The organism is Klebsiella sp. 141153, assembly GCF_032601995.1.
In the GTDB taxonomy this organism is placed as follows: domain Bacteria; phylum Pseudomonadota; class Gammaproteobacteria; order Enterobacterales; family Enterobacteriaceae; genus Klebsiella; species Klebsiella aerogenes.
The window spans coordinates 22135-35987 of sequence record NZ_JAQIRJ010000018.1 but is presented as its reverse complement, the minus strand read 5'-3'; the positions used below and the strand labels follow the sequence as shown (position 1 = coordinate 35987).

Here is a 13853-nt window from a genome sequence, read left to right as displayed (position 1 = left end):
ATTATTCATTAAGCGAGTATTTACAGGTGCTTAATCTGCCATGTACCATAAACAAAAAATAACAAATGTGATACATATCACCCTTTATTGGCGCTTTGGTAAAACCAAAGGCGCGAAATTTCCGCATGACTTACCGCACTCAGGTTATTAAATGCCCGATCTTATCGTGACAACCCGGTGAATATTTGCGCCATTTTCCCGCGTTGCGTTGAGAATCGTCTAATATCCAAACGATAACCCTATAAATCTTATCGCTATTGGCGATTTATTGTACGTCTTATTGGCCAAAGCCAGACGGTCTGTTTCGCAACAGTTCAATGGTATCGGTACCAGAGCGGGATTTGCTGGGCTTGTAAGCGACAAAACAGTATTTTTAATTGACAGGAATGTGATTATGTCGAGCGAGAAAACCAACAATTCAAGGCGTGATTTTTTAGTAAAATCAATGGCCTTGATTCCAACGGTAGTCATCGGCGGCGGCAGCGTGGGCGCCATTGGCGTGGCGGCGAGCGCCACGGCACAGGCGGCCTCCGCACCCTCAGCCGGTGGCAACGCGGCATCCAGCGACTGGAAGCCGCAATTCTTCAACGATCGCGAGTGGCTGTTTATCAACGCCGCCGTCGCTCGCTTAATCCCGGCCGATGAACTCGGTCCCGGCGCCAAAGAGGCCGGTGTGCCGGAATTTATCGACCGTCAGCTCAACACCCCTTATGCTACCGGTTCCATCTGGTATATGCAGGGGCCATTTAACCCCGACGTACCGAAAGAGATGGGCTACCAGCTGCCGCTGGTACCAAAACAGATTTATAACCTCGGTATCGCCGATGCCGAAGAGTGGTGTCAAAACCAGTATCACAAGAGCTTTGCTGAACTGAGCGGCGAGCAGCAGGATGAGGCGCTCGGTCTGTGGGAATCCGGCAAGGCGCAGTTCAAACAGCTGCCGGCCTCGCTGTTTTTCTCCTATCTGTTGCAAAACACCCGCGAAGGCTTCTTTAGCGACCCTATCCATGGCGGCAATAAAGGCATGGTCGGCTGGACGCTGATTAATTTTCCCGGCGCGCGCGCCGACTTTATGGACTGGGTTGAACGAGGCGAACGCTATCCCTTCCCACCGGTATCAATTAATGGGGAGAGGGCGTAATCATGGCGACCGTATTGAAAAAAACCGATGTGGCGATCGTTGGCTTCGGCTGGGTTGGCGCGATCATGGCCAAAGAGCTGACCGAAGCGGGGCTCAACGTCGTCGCGCTGGAGCGCGGTCCGATGCGCGATACCTGGCCGGACGGCGCTTATCCGCAGGTTATCGATGAGCTGACCTATAACATCCGCCGCAAGCTGTTCCAGGATCTCTCTAAAAGCACGGTGACGATTCGTCACAACACCAGCCAGCAGGCGGTTCCCTACCGTCAACTGGCCGCCTTCCTGCCGGGCACCGGCGTTGGCGGCGCGGGTCTGCACTGGTCCGGCGTGCATTTCCGCGTCGATCCGATCGAACTGCGTATGCGCAGCCACTATGAAGAGCGCTACGGCAAAAACTTCATTCCCCAGGATATGATCATCCAGGATTTCGGCGTCACCTACGACGAACTGGAACCGTTCTTCGATAAAGCGGAAAAAGTCTTTGGCACCTCCGGTACCGCCTGGTCGGTCAAAGGGAAGGTTGTCGGTAAAGGCCGCGGCGGTAACGCCTTCGCGCCGGATCGCTCGGACGATTTCCCGCTGCCGGCGCAGAAAAATACCTGGTCGGCGCAGCTGTTTGAAAAAGCGGCGCTGGAAGTGGGCTATCATCCCTATAACCTGCCGTCAGCAAACACCTCCGACTCCTATACCAACCCGTATGGCGCGCAGATGGGGCCGTGTAACTTCTGCGGTTTCTGCAGCGGCTACGCCTGCTATATGTATTCGAAAGCCTCGCCGAACGTGAACATCCTGCCGGCGCTGCGCCAGGAAAAACGCTTTGAACTGCGTACCAACGCCAACGTACTGAAGGTCAATCTGACTGACGATAAATCCCGCGCCACCGGTGTGACCTATGTCGACGGTCAGGGCCGTGAAATGGAACAGCCGGCGGATCTGGTGATTATCGGCGCCTTCCAGTTCCATAATGTGCATCTGATGCTGCTTTCCGGGATTGGTAAACCGTACAATCCTGAGACTGGCGAAGGGGTGGTCGGGCGTAACTTCGCCTATCAAAACATGACCACTATCAAGGCCATTTTCGATAAAGATACCTTCACCAACCCGTTCATCGGTGCGGGCGGCAACGGCGTCGGCGTCGATGACTTCAACGCCGATAACTTCGATCACGGTGCGGCGGGCTTCGTCGGCGGTTCGCCGTTCTGGGTTAACCAGGCGGGGACCAAGCCTATCTCCGGCCTGCCGGTGCCTCCGGGTACCCCGGCGTGGGGCAGTAAGTGGAAATCGGCGGTGGCCGACACCTACACGCACCACCTGTCGATGGATGCCCACGGCGCGCATCAGTCCTATCGCCAGAACTACCTCGATCTTGATCCGAACTACAAAAACGTCTTTGGTCAGCCGCTGCTGCGCATGACCTTCGACTGGCAGGAAAACGACATCAAGATGGCGCAGTTTATGTTCGATAAGATGGCGCCGATCGCCAAAGCGATGAAGCCGAAATATATGCTCGGCAGCCCGAAAAACGCCAATAGCCACTTTGACACCACCAGCTACCAGACCACCCATATGAACGGCGGCGCGGTGATGGGCGAAGATCCGAAGACCAGCGCGGTGAACCGTTATCTGCAGAGCTGGGACGTGCATAACGTCTTTGTCATCGGCGCTTCCGCCTTCCCGCAGGGGCTGGGCTACAACCCGACGGGTACCGTTGCCGCGCTGGCCTACTGGTCGGCGAAGGCTATCCGCGAACAGTACCTGAGAAATCCGGGTCCATTGGTGCAGGCATAAGGGAAAGCAAATCATGAAAATGCAATGGTTATCGGCACTGGTTCTCGGTGCGTTAAGCTGCGCGGCGTTCGCCGAAGAGGCGCCCGCGGACAGCAATCTGATTAAGCAGGGCGAATATCTGGCGCGCGCCGGCGACTGCGTGGCCTGCCACACCAACGGTAAAGAGGGCAAACCTTTTGCCGGCGGTTTGCCGATGGAAACGCCGATCGGCACCATTTATTCCACCAACATCACGCCGGACAAAGCGAACGGTATTGGCGGTTATACCTTCGAAGAGTTTGACGACGCGGTGCGTAAAGGCGTGCGTAAAGACGGCTCCACGCTCTATCCGGCGATGCCGTATCCTTCCTTCGCCCGTATCAACGAAGCGGATATGCGCGCCATGTACGCCTACTTTATGCACGGCGTGGAGCCGGTGAACGTCGCCAACAAAGACACGGACATCCCGTGGCCGCTGTCGATGCGCTGGCCGCTGGCGTTCTGGCGCGGCATCTTCGCTCCGACGCCGAGCGACTTTGTCGCCAATCCGCAGGTGGATCCGGTACTGGAGCGCGGTCGTTATCTGGTGGAAGGGCTTGGCCACTGCGGCGCCTGCCACACCCCGCGTAGCCTGACGATGCAGGAAAAAGCGCTTAGCGAAAGCGAAGGCGATGATTACCTGGCGGGTAGCAATGCGCCGATTGACGGTTGGGTGGCTTCCAGCCTGCGCGGTGAAAATCGCGACGGTCTGGGGAGCTGGAGCGAAGCCGAGCTGGCCGAGTTCCTGAAAACCGGGCGCAATGATAAATCCGTGGTCTTCGGCGGCATGAGCGACGTGGTTGAGCACAGTCTGCAGTATCTCTCGAATGACGATATCACCGCTATTGCCCGCTATCTGAAGTCGTTACCGCCGCGCGGCGGTAAACAGACGCCAGCTCCGGTTGAAGATAGCGTGGCGAAAGATCTGTGGAAAGGCGATGACAGCAAAACCGGCGCGGCGCTGTACGTCGATAACTGCGCCGCCTGCCACCGTACCGACGGCGTCGGTTATAAACGCGCGTTCCCGTCGTTGAAAGGCAACCCGGTGGTACAGACTGAAGATGCGACCTCGCTGATTCACATCATTCTGACCGGCAACACCACGCCGGCGGTGAAGGATGCGGTCTCGAACCTGACCATGCCGTCGTTCGGCTGGCGCCTTGACGATCAACAGGTCGCGGATGTGGTCAACTTCATCCGCACCAGTTGGGGCAACAACGCGCCGCCGGTGAGCGCCAGCGATGTGGCGAAAGTACGTAAAGATAAGTCGATGATTCGCGATGAAAAGGCGTTAGGTAACGCCGACGTCTCGAAACTGCCGGCTGCTGCAGAGTAACTGGGCCGGGGCGGGGCACTGGATTCGCCCCGCCTGAGGTAAAAAACGTGATGACACCTGAACAACAGGGGACACAGCCATGATGCCGGAACTGGGCAACTATCTGCTGTGTCTGGCGGCGGGGCTGGCGCTGCTGCTAAGTATCTTTCCGCTATGGGGCGCGGCGCGTCAGGAACGATGGCTGATGGCATTAGCCCGGCCGCTGGCCTGTGCGCTGTTTATCTGCATCATCGGCGCGTTTGCGCTGCTGGTGCATGCCTTTGTAATCAATGATTTCACCATCCGCTACGTGGCGGAAAACTCCAACACCGCGCTGCCGGTGTGGTACCGGGTGGCGGCCACCTGGGGAGCGCACGAAGGCTCTTTGCTGCTGTGGGTGCTGCTGCTCAGCGTGTGGACGTTCGCCGTCGCGCTCTTCAGCCGGCAGATGCCTTCCGACGCGGTGGCGCGGGTGCTGGCGGTAATGGGGATGATCGCCTTCGGTTTCCTGCTATTTATCCTGTTCACCTCCAATCCGTTCAGCCGTAGCCTGCCGCTGTATCCCGTAGATGGCCGCGATCTCAATCCTATGTTGCAGGATATCGGGATGATTTTTCATCCACCAATCCTTTACATGGGCTACGTTGGCTTCTCGGTGGCCTTCGCCTTCGCGATTGCGTCGCTGCTGGCGGGGCGGCTGGATACCGCATGGGCGAGATGGTCGCGCCCGTGGACGCAGGCGGCGTGGATGTTCCTGACACTTGGGATCGTGCTGGGCTCGGCGTGGGCCTATTACGAACTGGGCTGGGGCGGCTGGTGGTTCTGGGACCCGGTGGAAAATGCCTCGTTTATGCCGTGGCTGGTTGGTACCGCGTTGCTGCATTCGCTGGCGGTAACCGAAAAGCGCGGCAGCTTTCGCGCCTGGACGGTGCTGCTGGCGCTGGCGGCTTTCTCGCTGTGCCTGCTGGGGACTTTTCTCGTGCGATCCGGCGTGCTGGTATCGGTGCACTCTTTTGCCTCCGATCCGGCGCGCGGGATGTTTATTCTTGCCTTGTTGACCCTCGCGATTGGCGGCTCGCTGCTGCTGTATGCGGTGAAAGGCGGGCGAGTGCGGGCGCGAGTGGAACATACGCTCTGGTCGCGCGAGTCGTTCCTGCTTGGCAACAATATTCTGCTGATGGCCGCGATGCTGGTGGTGCTGTTAGGCACGCTGCTGCCGCTGGTGCACAAAGCGCTGGGTCTGGGGACGATATCGATCGGCGAACCGTTCTTCAATACCATGTTCACCGCGCTGATGGCGCCGTTTGCGCTGCTGCTGGGGCTGGGGCCGCTGATTCGCTGGCGGCGCGACCTGCCGGGTAAACAGCTTAAACGACTGGCGATATCTCTTCTGGTGACGTTGTCACTTTCTCTGGCGTTGCCATGGCTGCTTCAGGACCGCATCACCGCGATGGCGGTCATCGGCCTGATGATGGCGCTGTGGGTGCTTATCTTTGCGCTGATTGAAGTCCACGAGCGGGCCACGCATCGCCACGGTTTCTGGCGCGGCCTGCGTACCTTAACGCGCAGCCAGTGGGGCATGGTTCTCGGCCATGTCGGCGTGGCGGTAACCGTTATTGGCATCACCTTCAGCCAGAACTACAGCATCGAGCGCGATGTCCGCATGCGGGCTGGCGACAGCCTCGATATTCATCGTTATCACTTCGTCTTCAAGGGCGTGCGTAATATCGTCGGGCCGAACTGGAGCGGCGGCGAGGGGGTGATTGCCGTCAGCCGCAACGGTCGCCCGGAAGCCACGCTGTATGCTGAAAAACGCTTTTACACCGCCAGCCGAATGATGATGACCGAAGCGGCCATCAGCGGCGGGTTTACCCGCGATCTTTACGCCGCGCTGGGTGAAGAACTGGATGATGGCAGCTGGGCGGTGCGTCTGTACTATAAACCGTTCGTGCGCTGGATCTGGTACGGCGGCGTACTGATGGCGCTGGGTGGGCTCTGTTGCATGCTCGATCCGCGTTACCGCCGGTCGCGGCAACAGAAAACAGCAGCGGATCGCAATGACATCAACCGCTCGCTGTACCAGTCCCGACTGCGCGAACTTGAGCAGGAGCGTACTGATAGTAATGAAGCGATGATCGTCGAGCTGCAACGTACGTTGTTGGCGGATATTTCGCCGCAGGAACCGACGCGCGTTCGGCCGCTTAGCCGCTGGTTGCTGTTACCGGGGGCGCTATTATTGGTTTTCGTCAGCGGCGGGCTCTATCTGAAAACCAGCGATGTGGGTCAGGTGCTGCTGTGGCGACAAAGCGAGCGCCATTATCCCGCGCTGCTGGCGCAGGCGAAAGATCCGACCGCGGCGCCGCTGCGGATGGATGAGTTGGCCCAGTTGAGGCTTGGGCTGCGCAGCCATCTGCAGGATAGCCCTGACGATCTCGCCGGCTGGCAACTGCTTGGGCGGCTTGGCCTGCTGCTAAACGATGGCGAGACGGCGATCGGCGCGTTCGGGCGGGCGCATAAGCTGGCGCCGGATGACCCGGCGGCAAGTTTTGATTACGCCAGCGCGCTGGTACGGGCGGGCGATAACGCGCAGATGCGGATGGGCGAGCTGTTGCTGCGCGAGCTGCATCAGCGGCAGCCGAAAAACCTGCCGGTGCTGGAGATGCTGGCGCTCAGCGCGGTACGTAATGAAGACTATCCGCAGGCGGTAGCGGCGCTACAGCAGCTACTGATGTTGTTGCCGGAGGGCGATGCCCGCCGCGAGGCGATTGCCCGCCAGTTGGCGCAGGCGCAGCAGGCTCGGTAGTAGATACTGTTAGCGGTTGGCAACGGTTTTGTCGCACAGGGGGGGGCCCGGAGGCGGCGCGTTGCGCCTTCTCCGGGCTACCAAATCGCACAGCGCTGTAGCCCCGGTAAGCGGCAGCGCCACCGGGGGTTTTGAGGCCATTGGTACCGGCAGGGCCGTAGGCCGGGTAAGGCGTAGCCGCCACCCGGCAAAATAACGGCGTAACAGACGAAAAAAAGCCCCTGCGAACAGGCAGGGGCAAACCATGTCAGAGCTTATTTTTTTATTAATTGAATACCATGCCGCCATCGATCAGCAGCGATTGACCGGTCATATAATCGGAATCCGGGCTGGCAAGATAAGAGACGCAGGCGGCGACATCTTCTGGCTCCGACAGGCGACCAAGGGTGATGCGTTTGGCGAATTCTGCGGTGCCATAGCCCAGAGGTTTACCGGCCGCTTCGGAGACCTGACGATCGATCTCGGCCCACATCGGCGTTTTCACAATCCCCGGGCAGTAGCCGTTGACGGTAATACCCAGCGGCGCCAGGTCGCGTGCGGCGGTTTGCGTTAAACCGCGTACGGCGAATTTGCTCGAGCTGTAGACCGCCAGTTCCGGGTTGCCAACGTGGCCGGCCTGCGAACAGGCGTTGATGATTTTGCCGCCGTGACCCTCTTTTTTAAAGGCATCGACTGCCGCCTGAATCCCCCAGATCACCCCTTTAACGTTGATGTTGTAGACCTTGTCGACAATCTCCGGCGTAATGGATTCAATAGGCGTCGATGGCGCAACCCCGGCGTTGTTGACGATGACGTTGAATCCGCCCAGCGTTTTCCGCGCCTGTTCGACGGCGGCAAACACCTGCTCGCGGTCGGAAACATCGACTTTGACCGCGATGGCCCGGCCGCCGTGCTGATTGATTTCATCCGCCACGGCTTTTGCAGTGGCGTCATTGTAATCGGCGATCGCCACGGCAAAACCGTCCTTCACGAGGCGTAACGCGATAGCTTTACCAATGCCCTGACCGGCGCCGGTGACAAGTGCGACTTTTTTCATTTCCATTTCCTTTTGTGATGACTTAAAGAATCTGACTCAGGTGTAGCTGGCCCATCAGCAGCGGGTTATCGCGATAATCCACGGGGATGGCGACCACCGCCGGGCCGTCGACGTCCATCGCCGCGCGTAGCGTCGGCTCCAGCGCATCAGCGCTTTCCACCGCAAACCCTTTCGCGCCGAAGGATTCGGCATAGGCTTTAAAATCCATTGGCCCGAACTCGACGCCGGACAGGCGTTGATATTTTTTCTCTTCCTGGATAGCGACCATGTTGTAGCCGTTATCGACCCAGATAAGATGCAGGATGTTGGCTTTCAGGCGGACCGCCGTTTCCAGCTCCATACTGGATTGCAGAAAACCGCCATCGCCGGAGACCGAGACCACTTTGCGCTGCGGATTGACCAGCCAGGCCCCGATGGCCCACGGCAGGGCGACGCCCATGGTTTGTTGACCGTTGGAGATCATCACCTGACGGGCGCGGAAGCTGTAGAGATAGCGGGCGATCCAGATATGGAAGCTGCCCATATCGACCGTCAGCGTGACGTCGCTGTTGACGATATCCTGCATGGCGCGAACGATGCGCAGCGGGTGCAGGGCGAACTGATTCAACTGCGCTCCGCGGCGGTCAAGCAGTTCCCGCTGATGCTGGCGGTCGTGGAGGATTTCAGCGGCCTGCGGCGAGAGCACCAGCCGATGATCGATATTTTGCGCCAGCTTGTTCAGCGTGCCGGCGATGTCGCCCACCAGCTCGACATCCGGCGTGTAGTTACGCTCTTCATAGGCGGGCAGTACGTCGATATGTACCAGCGTCGCGTTGCCGCTGTTCCACATCGCCGGTTCGTATTCCACCGGGCTATAGCCGATGCAGATAACCAGGTCGGCCAGTTGCAATAAGCGGTCACCGGCCTGATTGTTAAACAGCCCGACGCGCCCGGCGAAGCGCGAGAAGTTATCCTGATTGACCGCCCCGGCGGCCTGATAGGTGCTGGTGACCGGAATATGGCTGGTTTCCAGCAAACGATGCAGCGCGGCGCTGTTTTCCGTCTGGCTGGCCATCAATCCAAGCAGGAACACCGGATTCTTCGCCTGGGCAATCAACTTCGCGACCTGATTGATTGCCTCGTCAGGCGCGGCGCCCATCTGCGGCGCGCTGCTGGCGGGCAGCACTTTGCCGGTCGCCGGACCATCGACGACATCCTGCGGCAAGCTGACGAAGGCGCTGCCCGGGCGCCCCTGCTCGGCGGCGCGAAAGGCATTAGAAACCACTTCCGCCAGCGCATCCGGCGAGGTCACTTCCACGGCGTATTTGGTGACCGGGCTGAACATCGCCACCGTGTCCATACTCTGATGCACCTGTTTGGCTTTATCGGCGCGTTTGACCGCGCCGCCCAATGCCACCACCGGGTCGCCTTCGCTATTAGCGGTGGCCATGCCGGTTATCAGGTTGGAACAGCCCGGACCGGAGGTCACCAGCGCGACGCCCGCTTTGCCGGTAATACGCCCGACCGCGGCGGCCATAAAGGCGGCATTGGCCTCGTGGCGCACTGGAATAATGCGGATTGAGGAGTCCAGTAACGAGTCGAAAACCTTATCGATTTTAGCGCCGGGGATCCCGAAGACCTGGCGTACACCTTGCGCTTCCAGTTGGCTGACGACCAGATCGGCGCCGTGCGCCCACTGGCGCAGCGGATACTGTTTGTCCATGTGAACCTCCTAACTTTCTACTGAACGGATGGCGGCATCGAGATTGTCGGGATGCAAATTGGCCTGCAGGAACGCGCTGTCGGCGGGAAGATCGATCATCAGCTTATGAATTTCGCCGAAGGTCAACACCCCGCTGTCGAGCTGGTAGTCCAGCAGGTGGCCGCCGCCCTGGCGGTCATCGGTGATAAAGTGTTCGTGATAGCCGGCGACGTTAATTCCCTGCATATGCTGTGGGGTACGAAAACCGACCAGTACGCCGTCACGCTGGTTAAAGCGGAACACCGGCTGATCGTCGAGTACGTCGGTCATCGCCCGGTAGGGCGGCGTCTGACGCGGCACGGTGCGGGTATGGGCGTGGCGGAAATGACCATCGATTCGCAGCGCGCAGAACAGATTGTCGGAAGGGATTTGCTGGTCAATAACCTCATGCAGCTGCTGGCGTCTGACCGGATGGTCAAAGGTTTTACGGTACTGCGGCTGAAACCAGGTCATTACCGCAAACGGGGTTTTCTGTTCCGGACGCGCTTTACGCGCGCTGCCGTCGGCACGCAGTTGATACACCTGGCTGCTAAACGCGATCAGCTCGCCGTCGAGTTCATTAAAAGTGCCGAGCCCGAAATCGCCGTGCTTCAGCAGGTCCGCAATGGTGGTGGTACCTTCGTAGACGCCGCTAAGCAGGGCGCTCATCAGCGAAGTTTGATATAGCACGCTATCGGGATGCTGGGCGGAAAACGCGCGTAGCGTTTCACACAGACTCTCTTCGCAGGTGCAATCTGAAGCATGATTCATGAGCCACTTCCTCGTTCAACAAATATAAGAAAGGTTAAATAAAGGTTGACCCGATTCAGCTCACAGTTCCAATATAGAAACCATGCTGGTTTGAGACGTTTTCGATATGGAACTTCGTTATCTACGCTATTTTGTCGCCGTCGCCCGGACGCGGCACTTCACCCGGGCAGCGAAAGAACTGGGTATCTCACAGCCACCGTTAAGTCAGCAAATTCAGCGGCTTGAGCGAGAGGTTGGCACTCCGCTGTTGCGTCGGCTAACCCGCGGGGTGGAGCTGACCGAAGCCGGGGAGTCCTTTTATGAAGATGCCTGCCAAATCCTCGCGCTGAGCGATGCGGCGCTGGAAAAGGCCAAGGGCATTGCCCGCGGCATGAACGGCAGTCTGTCGTTAGGTATTACCAGTTCTGATGCTTTCCATCCGCAAATCTTCACCTTGCTGCACCGTTTTCAGCTAGAACATCCGGGCGTCGCCCTCCATCAACAGGAAGGCAACATGGCGAATTTGATGGCGGCGCTGAGCGAGGCGGAGATCGATATCGCCTTTGTCCGCCTGCCGTGCGAAAGCAGCAAGGCGTTTAATCTGCGTATCATTGATGAGGAGCCAATGGTCATCGCACTGCCGCGCGATAATCCATTGTCAGCGGAGCCAACGCTGGCGCTGGAGCAGCTGCGGGACGTCGCGCCGATCCTCTTCCCGCGTGAAGTGGCGCCGGGTTTGTATGAGCTGGTGTTCAATAGCTGCCTGCGCGCCGGTATTGATATGAACCGCGCCAGGCAGTCGTCGCAGATTTCATCGTCGCTGAGTATGGTAAACGCCGGATTTGGTTTCGCGCTGGTGCCGCAGTCGATGACCTGTATCGCGCTGCCCAACGTCAGCTATCAATCGATACAGGGGACGCCGGTTAAGACCGATATTGCCATCGCCTGGCGCCGTTTTGAGCGCTCGCGTACGGTGAAGCGATTTTTGGAGATGTTCTAATTCCCGGGGCGCATAGCGTGACCCAACGGAGATACGCTGACCTTTTCTCCGTTGGGTTAGCGTTACTGCGCCACCCAGCCGCCATCCATATTCCACGCCGCGCCGCGAACCTGCGCGGCGGCGTCGCTGCATAAAAATAGCGCCATTTCCCCCAGTTGCTGAGGCGTCACGAATTCGCCGGAGGGTTGTTTTTCGGCAAGCAGCTGCGCTCTGGCCTGCTCCGGGTCGGCCCCCTCGGCGATACGTTTATCGATCTGCTGCTGAACCAGCGGCGTCAGCACCCAACCGGGGCAAATCGCGTTGCAGGTAATGCCGGTACGCGCGGTCTCCAGCGCCAGCGTTTTGCTAAAACCAATCACCCCATGCTTAGCGGCGACATAGGCGGATTTCTCTTTCGAGGCGACTAACCCATGCACGGAGGCAATATTAATAATCCGCCCCCAGTTGCGCTCGCGCATGCCCGGCAGCGCCAGGCGGCTGGTGTGGAAAACGCTGGACAGATTTATCGCCAGAATATCGTTCCATTTTTCCACCGCGAACTGCTCCACCGGCGCAACATGCTGGATACCGGCGTTATTAATCACAATATCGACGCCGCCAAATTCGCTTTCGGCATAGCGCATCATGGCTTCAATTTGCCCGACGTCGCGCAGGTCGGCATCGTGATAGCCGGGAATTTTACCCAGCGCGGCAACCTCGGCTCGCGCGCTCGTGCTGTCGCCAAAACCATTCAACACCAGCTGCGCGCCGGCCTGCGCCAGTACTTTGGCAATGCCTAAACCAATACCGCTGGTGGAGCCGGTGACCAACGCTGTTTTACCGTTTAAATTCATTTCGTTACTCCTTACATCAGGCATCAGACAATGCCGGTTAAATAGAACACGGCAATGACAAACAGAACCGCGAGGCTTTTGATAAGCGTAATGGCGAAAATGCCGCCGTAAGCCTGGCGATGACTTAAGCCGGTGATTGCCAGCAGCGTGATGACGGCGCCGTTATGCGGCAGGGTATCCATGCCGCCGCTGGCCATCGACGCGACGCGGTGCAGTACCTCAAGCGGGATATTGGCGGCGTGCGCGGCGGCCACGAAGGTATCTGACATCGCCGCCAGCGCGATGCTCATTCCGCCGGAGGCGGAACCGGTGATCCCGGCCAGTACGGTGACGCTTATCGCCTCGTTTAACAGGGGATTGGGAATAGCGGTCAGTGCTTTCGACAACACCAGAAAACCCGGCAGGGCGGCAATCACCGCGCCGAAACCATATTCCGAAGCGGTATTCATCGCCGCGAGGATCGCGCCACCCACCGCCGTACGGCTGCCTTCCGCCAGACGGCCGCGGATATTGCGAAATCCGAACAACAGCACCACGACGATGCCGGACAGCAGCGCGGCCTCGACGGCCCAGATAGCGGTGATTTTGCCGACCTCGGTGACGATGGGTTTGGCAAGCCCAGGCAGAGTCAGCTCGTGGCTGGCGCCATACCACTGCGGGATCCAGCGGGTAAACAGCAGGTTCAGCACGCCGACCAGCAGCAGCGGGGCAATGGCGATCAGCGGATGCGGCAGATTGATGTTATCCGGCGTCTGCGGCTCGTTTTGCAGATCGGTACCGTAACCCTCGCCATTCGCGAGCGCTTTACGCCGCTGTCGTTCCAGCCACAGTAAACCGAAGGTGATGATAAACAGTGAACCTATCAACCCAAGCCAGGGGGCGGCCCAGGCGTTGGTGCCAAAAAAGCTGGTGGGGATAATGTTCTGGATCTGCGGGGTGCCCGGCAGGGCATCCATAGTGAAGGAGAACGCGCCCAGCGCGACGGTTGCCGGGATCAGCCGCTTCGGGATACCGCTCTGGCGAAACAGTTCGGCGGCAAAGGGATAGACCGCAAACGCCACCACGAACAGCGAAACGCCGCCGTAGGTCAGCAGGGCGCAGACCAGCACGATCACCGGGATCGCATGTCGCCGCCCGAGAATTTGAATCGCGGCGGCGACGATCGAACGTGAGAAGCCCGACAGCTCAATCAGCTTGCCAAAGACGGCGCCGAGCAGGAATACCGGAAAATAGAGCTTCACGAAACCGACCATTTTTTCCATAAACAGGCCGGTAAAGGTGGGGCCTACCGCGCTCGGGTCGGTGAGCAGAACCGCGCCAAGCGCGGCGATAGGGGCAAACAGGATAACGCTGTATCCACGATACGCAGCCAGCATCAGTAATGCCAGCGCGGCCAGGGCGATCAACACACTCATTACGACTCCTCACTATCATTGTTATTGTCGGGGTA

10 protein-coding genes and 1 pseudogene are annotated in these 13853 nt (G+C 58.9%); 6 read left to right on the top strand and 5 right to left on the bottom strand.

Annotated elements, in window-relative coordinates; all coding sequences use genetic code 11:
• Window positions 1-391: 391 nt before the first annotated feature.
• The 5 genes and pseudogenes from PGS10_RS24290 to PGS10_RS25200 all read left to right on the top strand — a co-directional run bounded on the left by PGS10_RS24290 (window position 392) and on the right by PGS10_RS25200 (window position 7064).
• Window positions 392-1141 carry a gluconate 2-dehydrogenase subunit 3 family protein gene (locus PGS10_RS24290; RefSeq protein ID WP_161799853.1) on the top strand — a complete coding sequence of 250 codons (750 nt, stop codon included), beginning with the start codon at window positions 392-394 and terminating at the stop codon, window positions 1139-1141.
• A 2-nt stretch (window positions 1142-1143) separates the two neighbouring features.
• Window positions 1144-2928 (top strand): GMC family oxidoreductase, encoded by a 1785-nt coding sequence (locus tag PGS10_RS24285; RefSeq protein WP_045397725.1) that lies wholly within the window; start codon window positions 1144-1146, stop codon window positions 2926-2928.
• 10 nt (window positions 2929-2938) lie between these two features.
• Window positions 2939-4282: a c-type cytochrome gene (locus PGS10_RS24280; RefSeq protein ID WP_196796513.1), complete on the top strand. Its 1344-nt coding sequence runs from the start codon at window positions 2939-2941 to the stop codon at window positions 4280-4282.
• A 79-nt stretch (window positions 4283-4361) separates the two neighbouring features.
• Window positions 4362-6521 (top strand): annotated as a pseudogene (gene ccmI, locus PGS10_RS24275) (c-type cytochrome biogenesis protein CcmI); the annotation flags it as partial.
• A gap of 18 nt (window positions 6522-6539) precedes the next feature.
• Complete coding sequence (locus PGS10_RS25200; RefSeq protein WP_430915640.1) at window positions 6540-7064, top strand: tetratricopeptide repeat protein; 525 nt, start codon at window positions 6540-6542, stop codon at window positions 7062-7064.
• Between the two features lie 265 nt (window positions 7065-7329).
• On the opposite strand, the gene PGS10_RS24270 is transcribed toward PGS10_RS25200, so the two are convergent.
• Genes PGS10_RS24270 through budA form a run of 3 tightly spaced genes read right to left on the bottom strand, consistent with a single transcriptional unit; the run spans window position 7330 to window position 10591 of the window.
• The gene (locus PGS10_RS24270; protein WP_045397690.1) at window positions 7330-8100 is read right to left on the bottom strand and encodes a (S)-acetoin forming diacetyl reductase; all 771 of its coding nucleotides are present in this window, start codon (window positions 8098-8100) and stop codon (window positions 7330-7332) included.
• A 22-nt stretch (window positions 8101-8122) separates the two neighbouring features.
• Window positions 8123-9802: an acetolactate synthase AlsS gene (gene alsS / locus PGS10_RS24265; protein ID WP_047046546.1), complete on the bottom strand. Its 1680-nt coding sequence runs from the start codon at window positions 9800-9802 to the stop codon at window positions 8123-8125.
• A gap of 9 nt (window positions 9803-9811) precedes the next feature.
• The gene (gene budA / locus PGS10_RS24260; protein ID WP_316423602.1) at window positions 9812-10591 is read right to left on the bottom strand and encodes an acetolactate decarboxylase; all 780 of its coding nucleotides are present in this window, start codon (window positions 10589-10591) and stop codon (window positions 9812-9814) included.
• A 106-nt stretch (window positions 10592-10697) separates the two neighbouring features.
• On the opposite strand from budA, the gene PGS10_RS24255 reads away from it, so the two are divergent.
• Window positions 10698-11570 (top strand): LysR family transcriptional regulator, encoded by an 873-nt coding sequence (locus PGS10_RS24255; protein ID WP_045397688.1) that lies wholly within the window; start codon window positions 10698-10700, stop codon window positions 11568-11570.
• A 62-nt stretch (window positions 11571-11632) separates the two neighbouring features.
• Here the strand turns inward: PGS10_RS24255 and PGS10_RS24250 are convergent, their stop codons facing one another.
• Window positions 11633-12403, bottom strand: a complete 771-nt coding sequence (locus PGS10_RS24250) for a 3-hydroxybutyrate dehydrogenase (RefSeq protein WP_032707870.1) — start codon at window positions 12401-12403, stop codon at window positions 11633-11635.
• 23 nt (window positions 12404-12426) lie between these two features.
• Window positions 12427-13818: a GntP family permease gene (locus tag PGS10_RS24245; protein WP_045397687.1), complete on the bottom strand. Its 1392-nt coding sequence runs from the start codon at window positions 13816-13818 to the stop codon at window positions 12427-12429.
• Window positions 13819-13853 lie beyond the last annotated feature (35 nt).

Bases quoted from the DNA above. Each gene is read 5' to 3' on its own strand.
- budA (WP_316423602.1), bottom strand. From the start codon at position 10,591: ATGAATCATGCTTCAGATTGCACCTGCGAAGAGAGTCTGTGTGAAACG.
- PGS10_RS24250 (WP_032707870.1), bottom strand. From the start codon at position 12,403: ATGAATTTAAACGGTAAAACAGCGTTGGTCACCGGCTCCACCAGCGGT.
- PGS10_RS24270 (WP_045397690.1), bottom strand. From the start codon at position 8,100: ATGAAAAAAGTCGCACTTGTCACCGGCGCCGGTCAGGGCATTGGTAAA.
- PGS10_RS24245 (WP_045397687.1), bottom strand. From the start codon at position 13,818: ATGAGTGTGTTGATCGCCCTGGCCGCGCTGGCATTACTGATGCTGGCT.
- alsS (WP_047046546.1), bottom strand. From the start codon at position 9,802: ATGGACAAACAGTATCCGCTGCGCCAGTGGGCGCACGGCGCCGATCTG.
- PGS10_RS24255 (WP_045397688.1), top strand. From the start codon at position 10,698: ATGGAACTTCGTTATCTACGCTATTTTGTCGCCGTCGCCCGGACGCGG.
- PGS10_RS24285 (WP_045397725.1), top strand. From the start codon at position 1,144: ATGGCGACCGTATTGAAAAAAACCGATGTGGCGATCGTTGGCTTCGGC.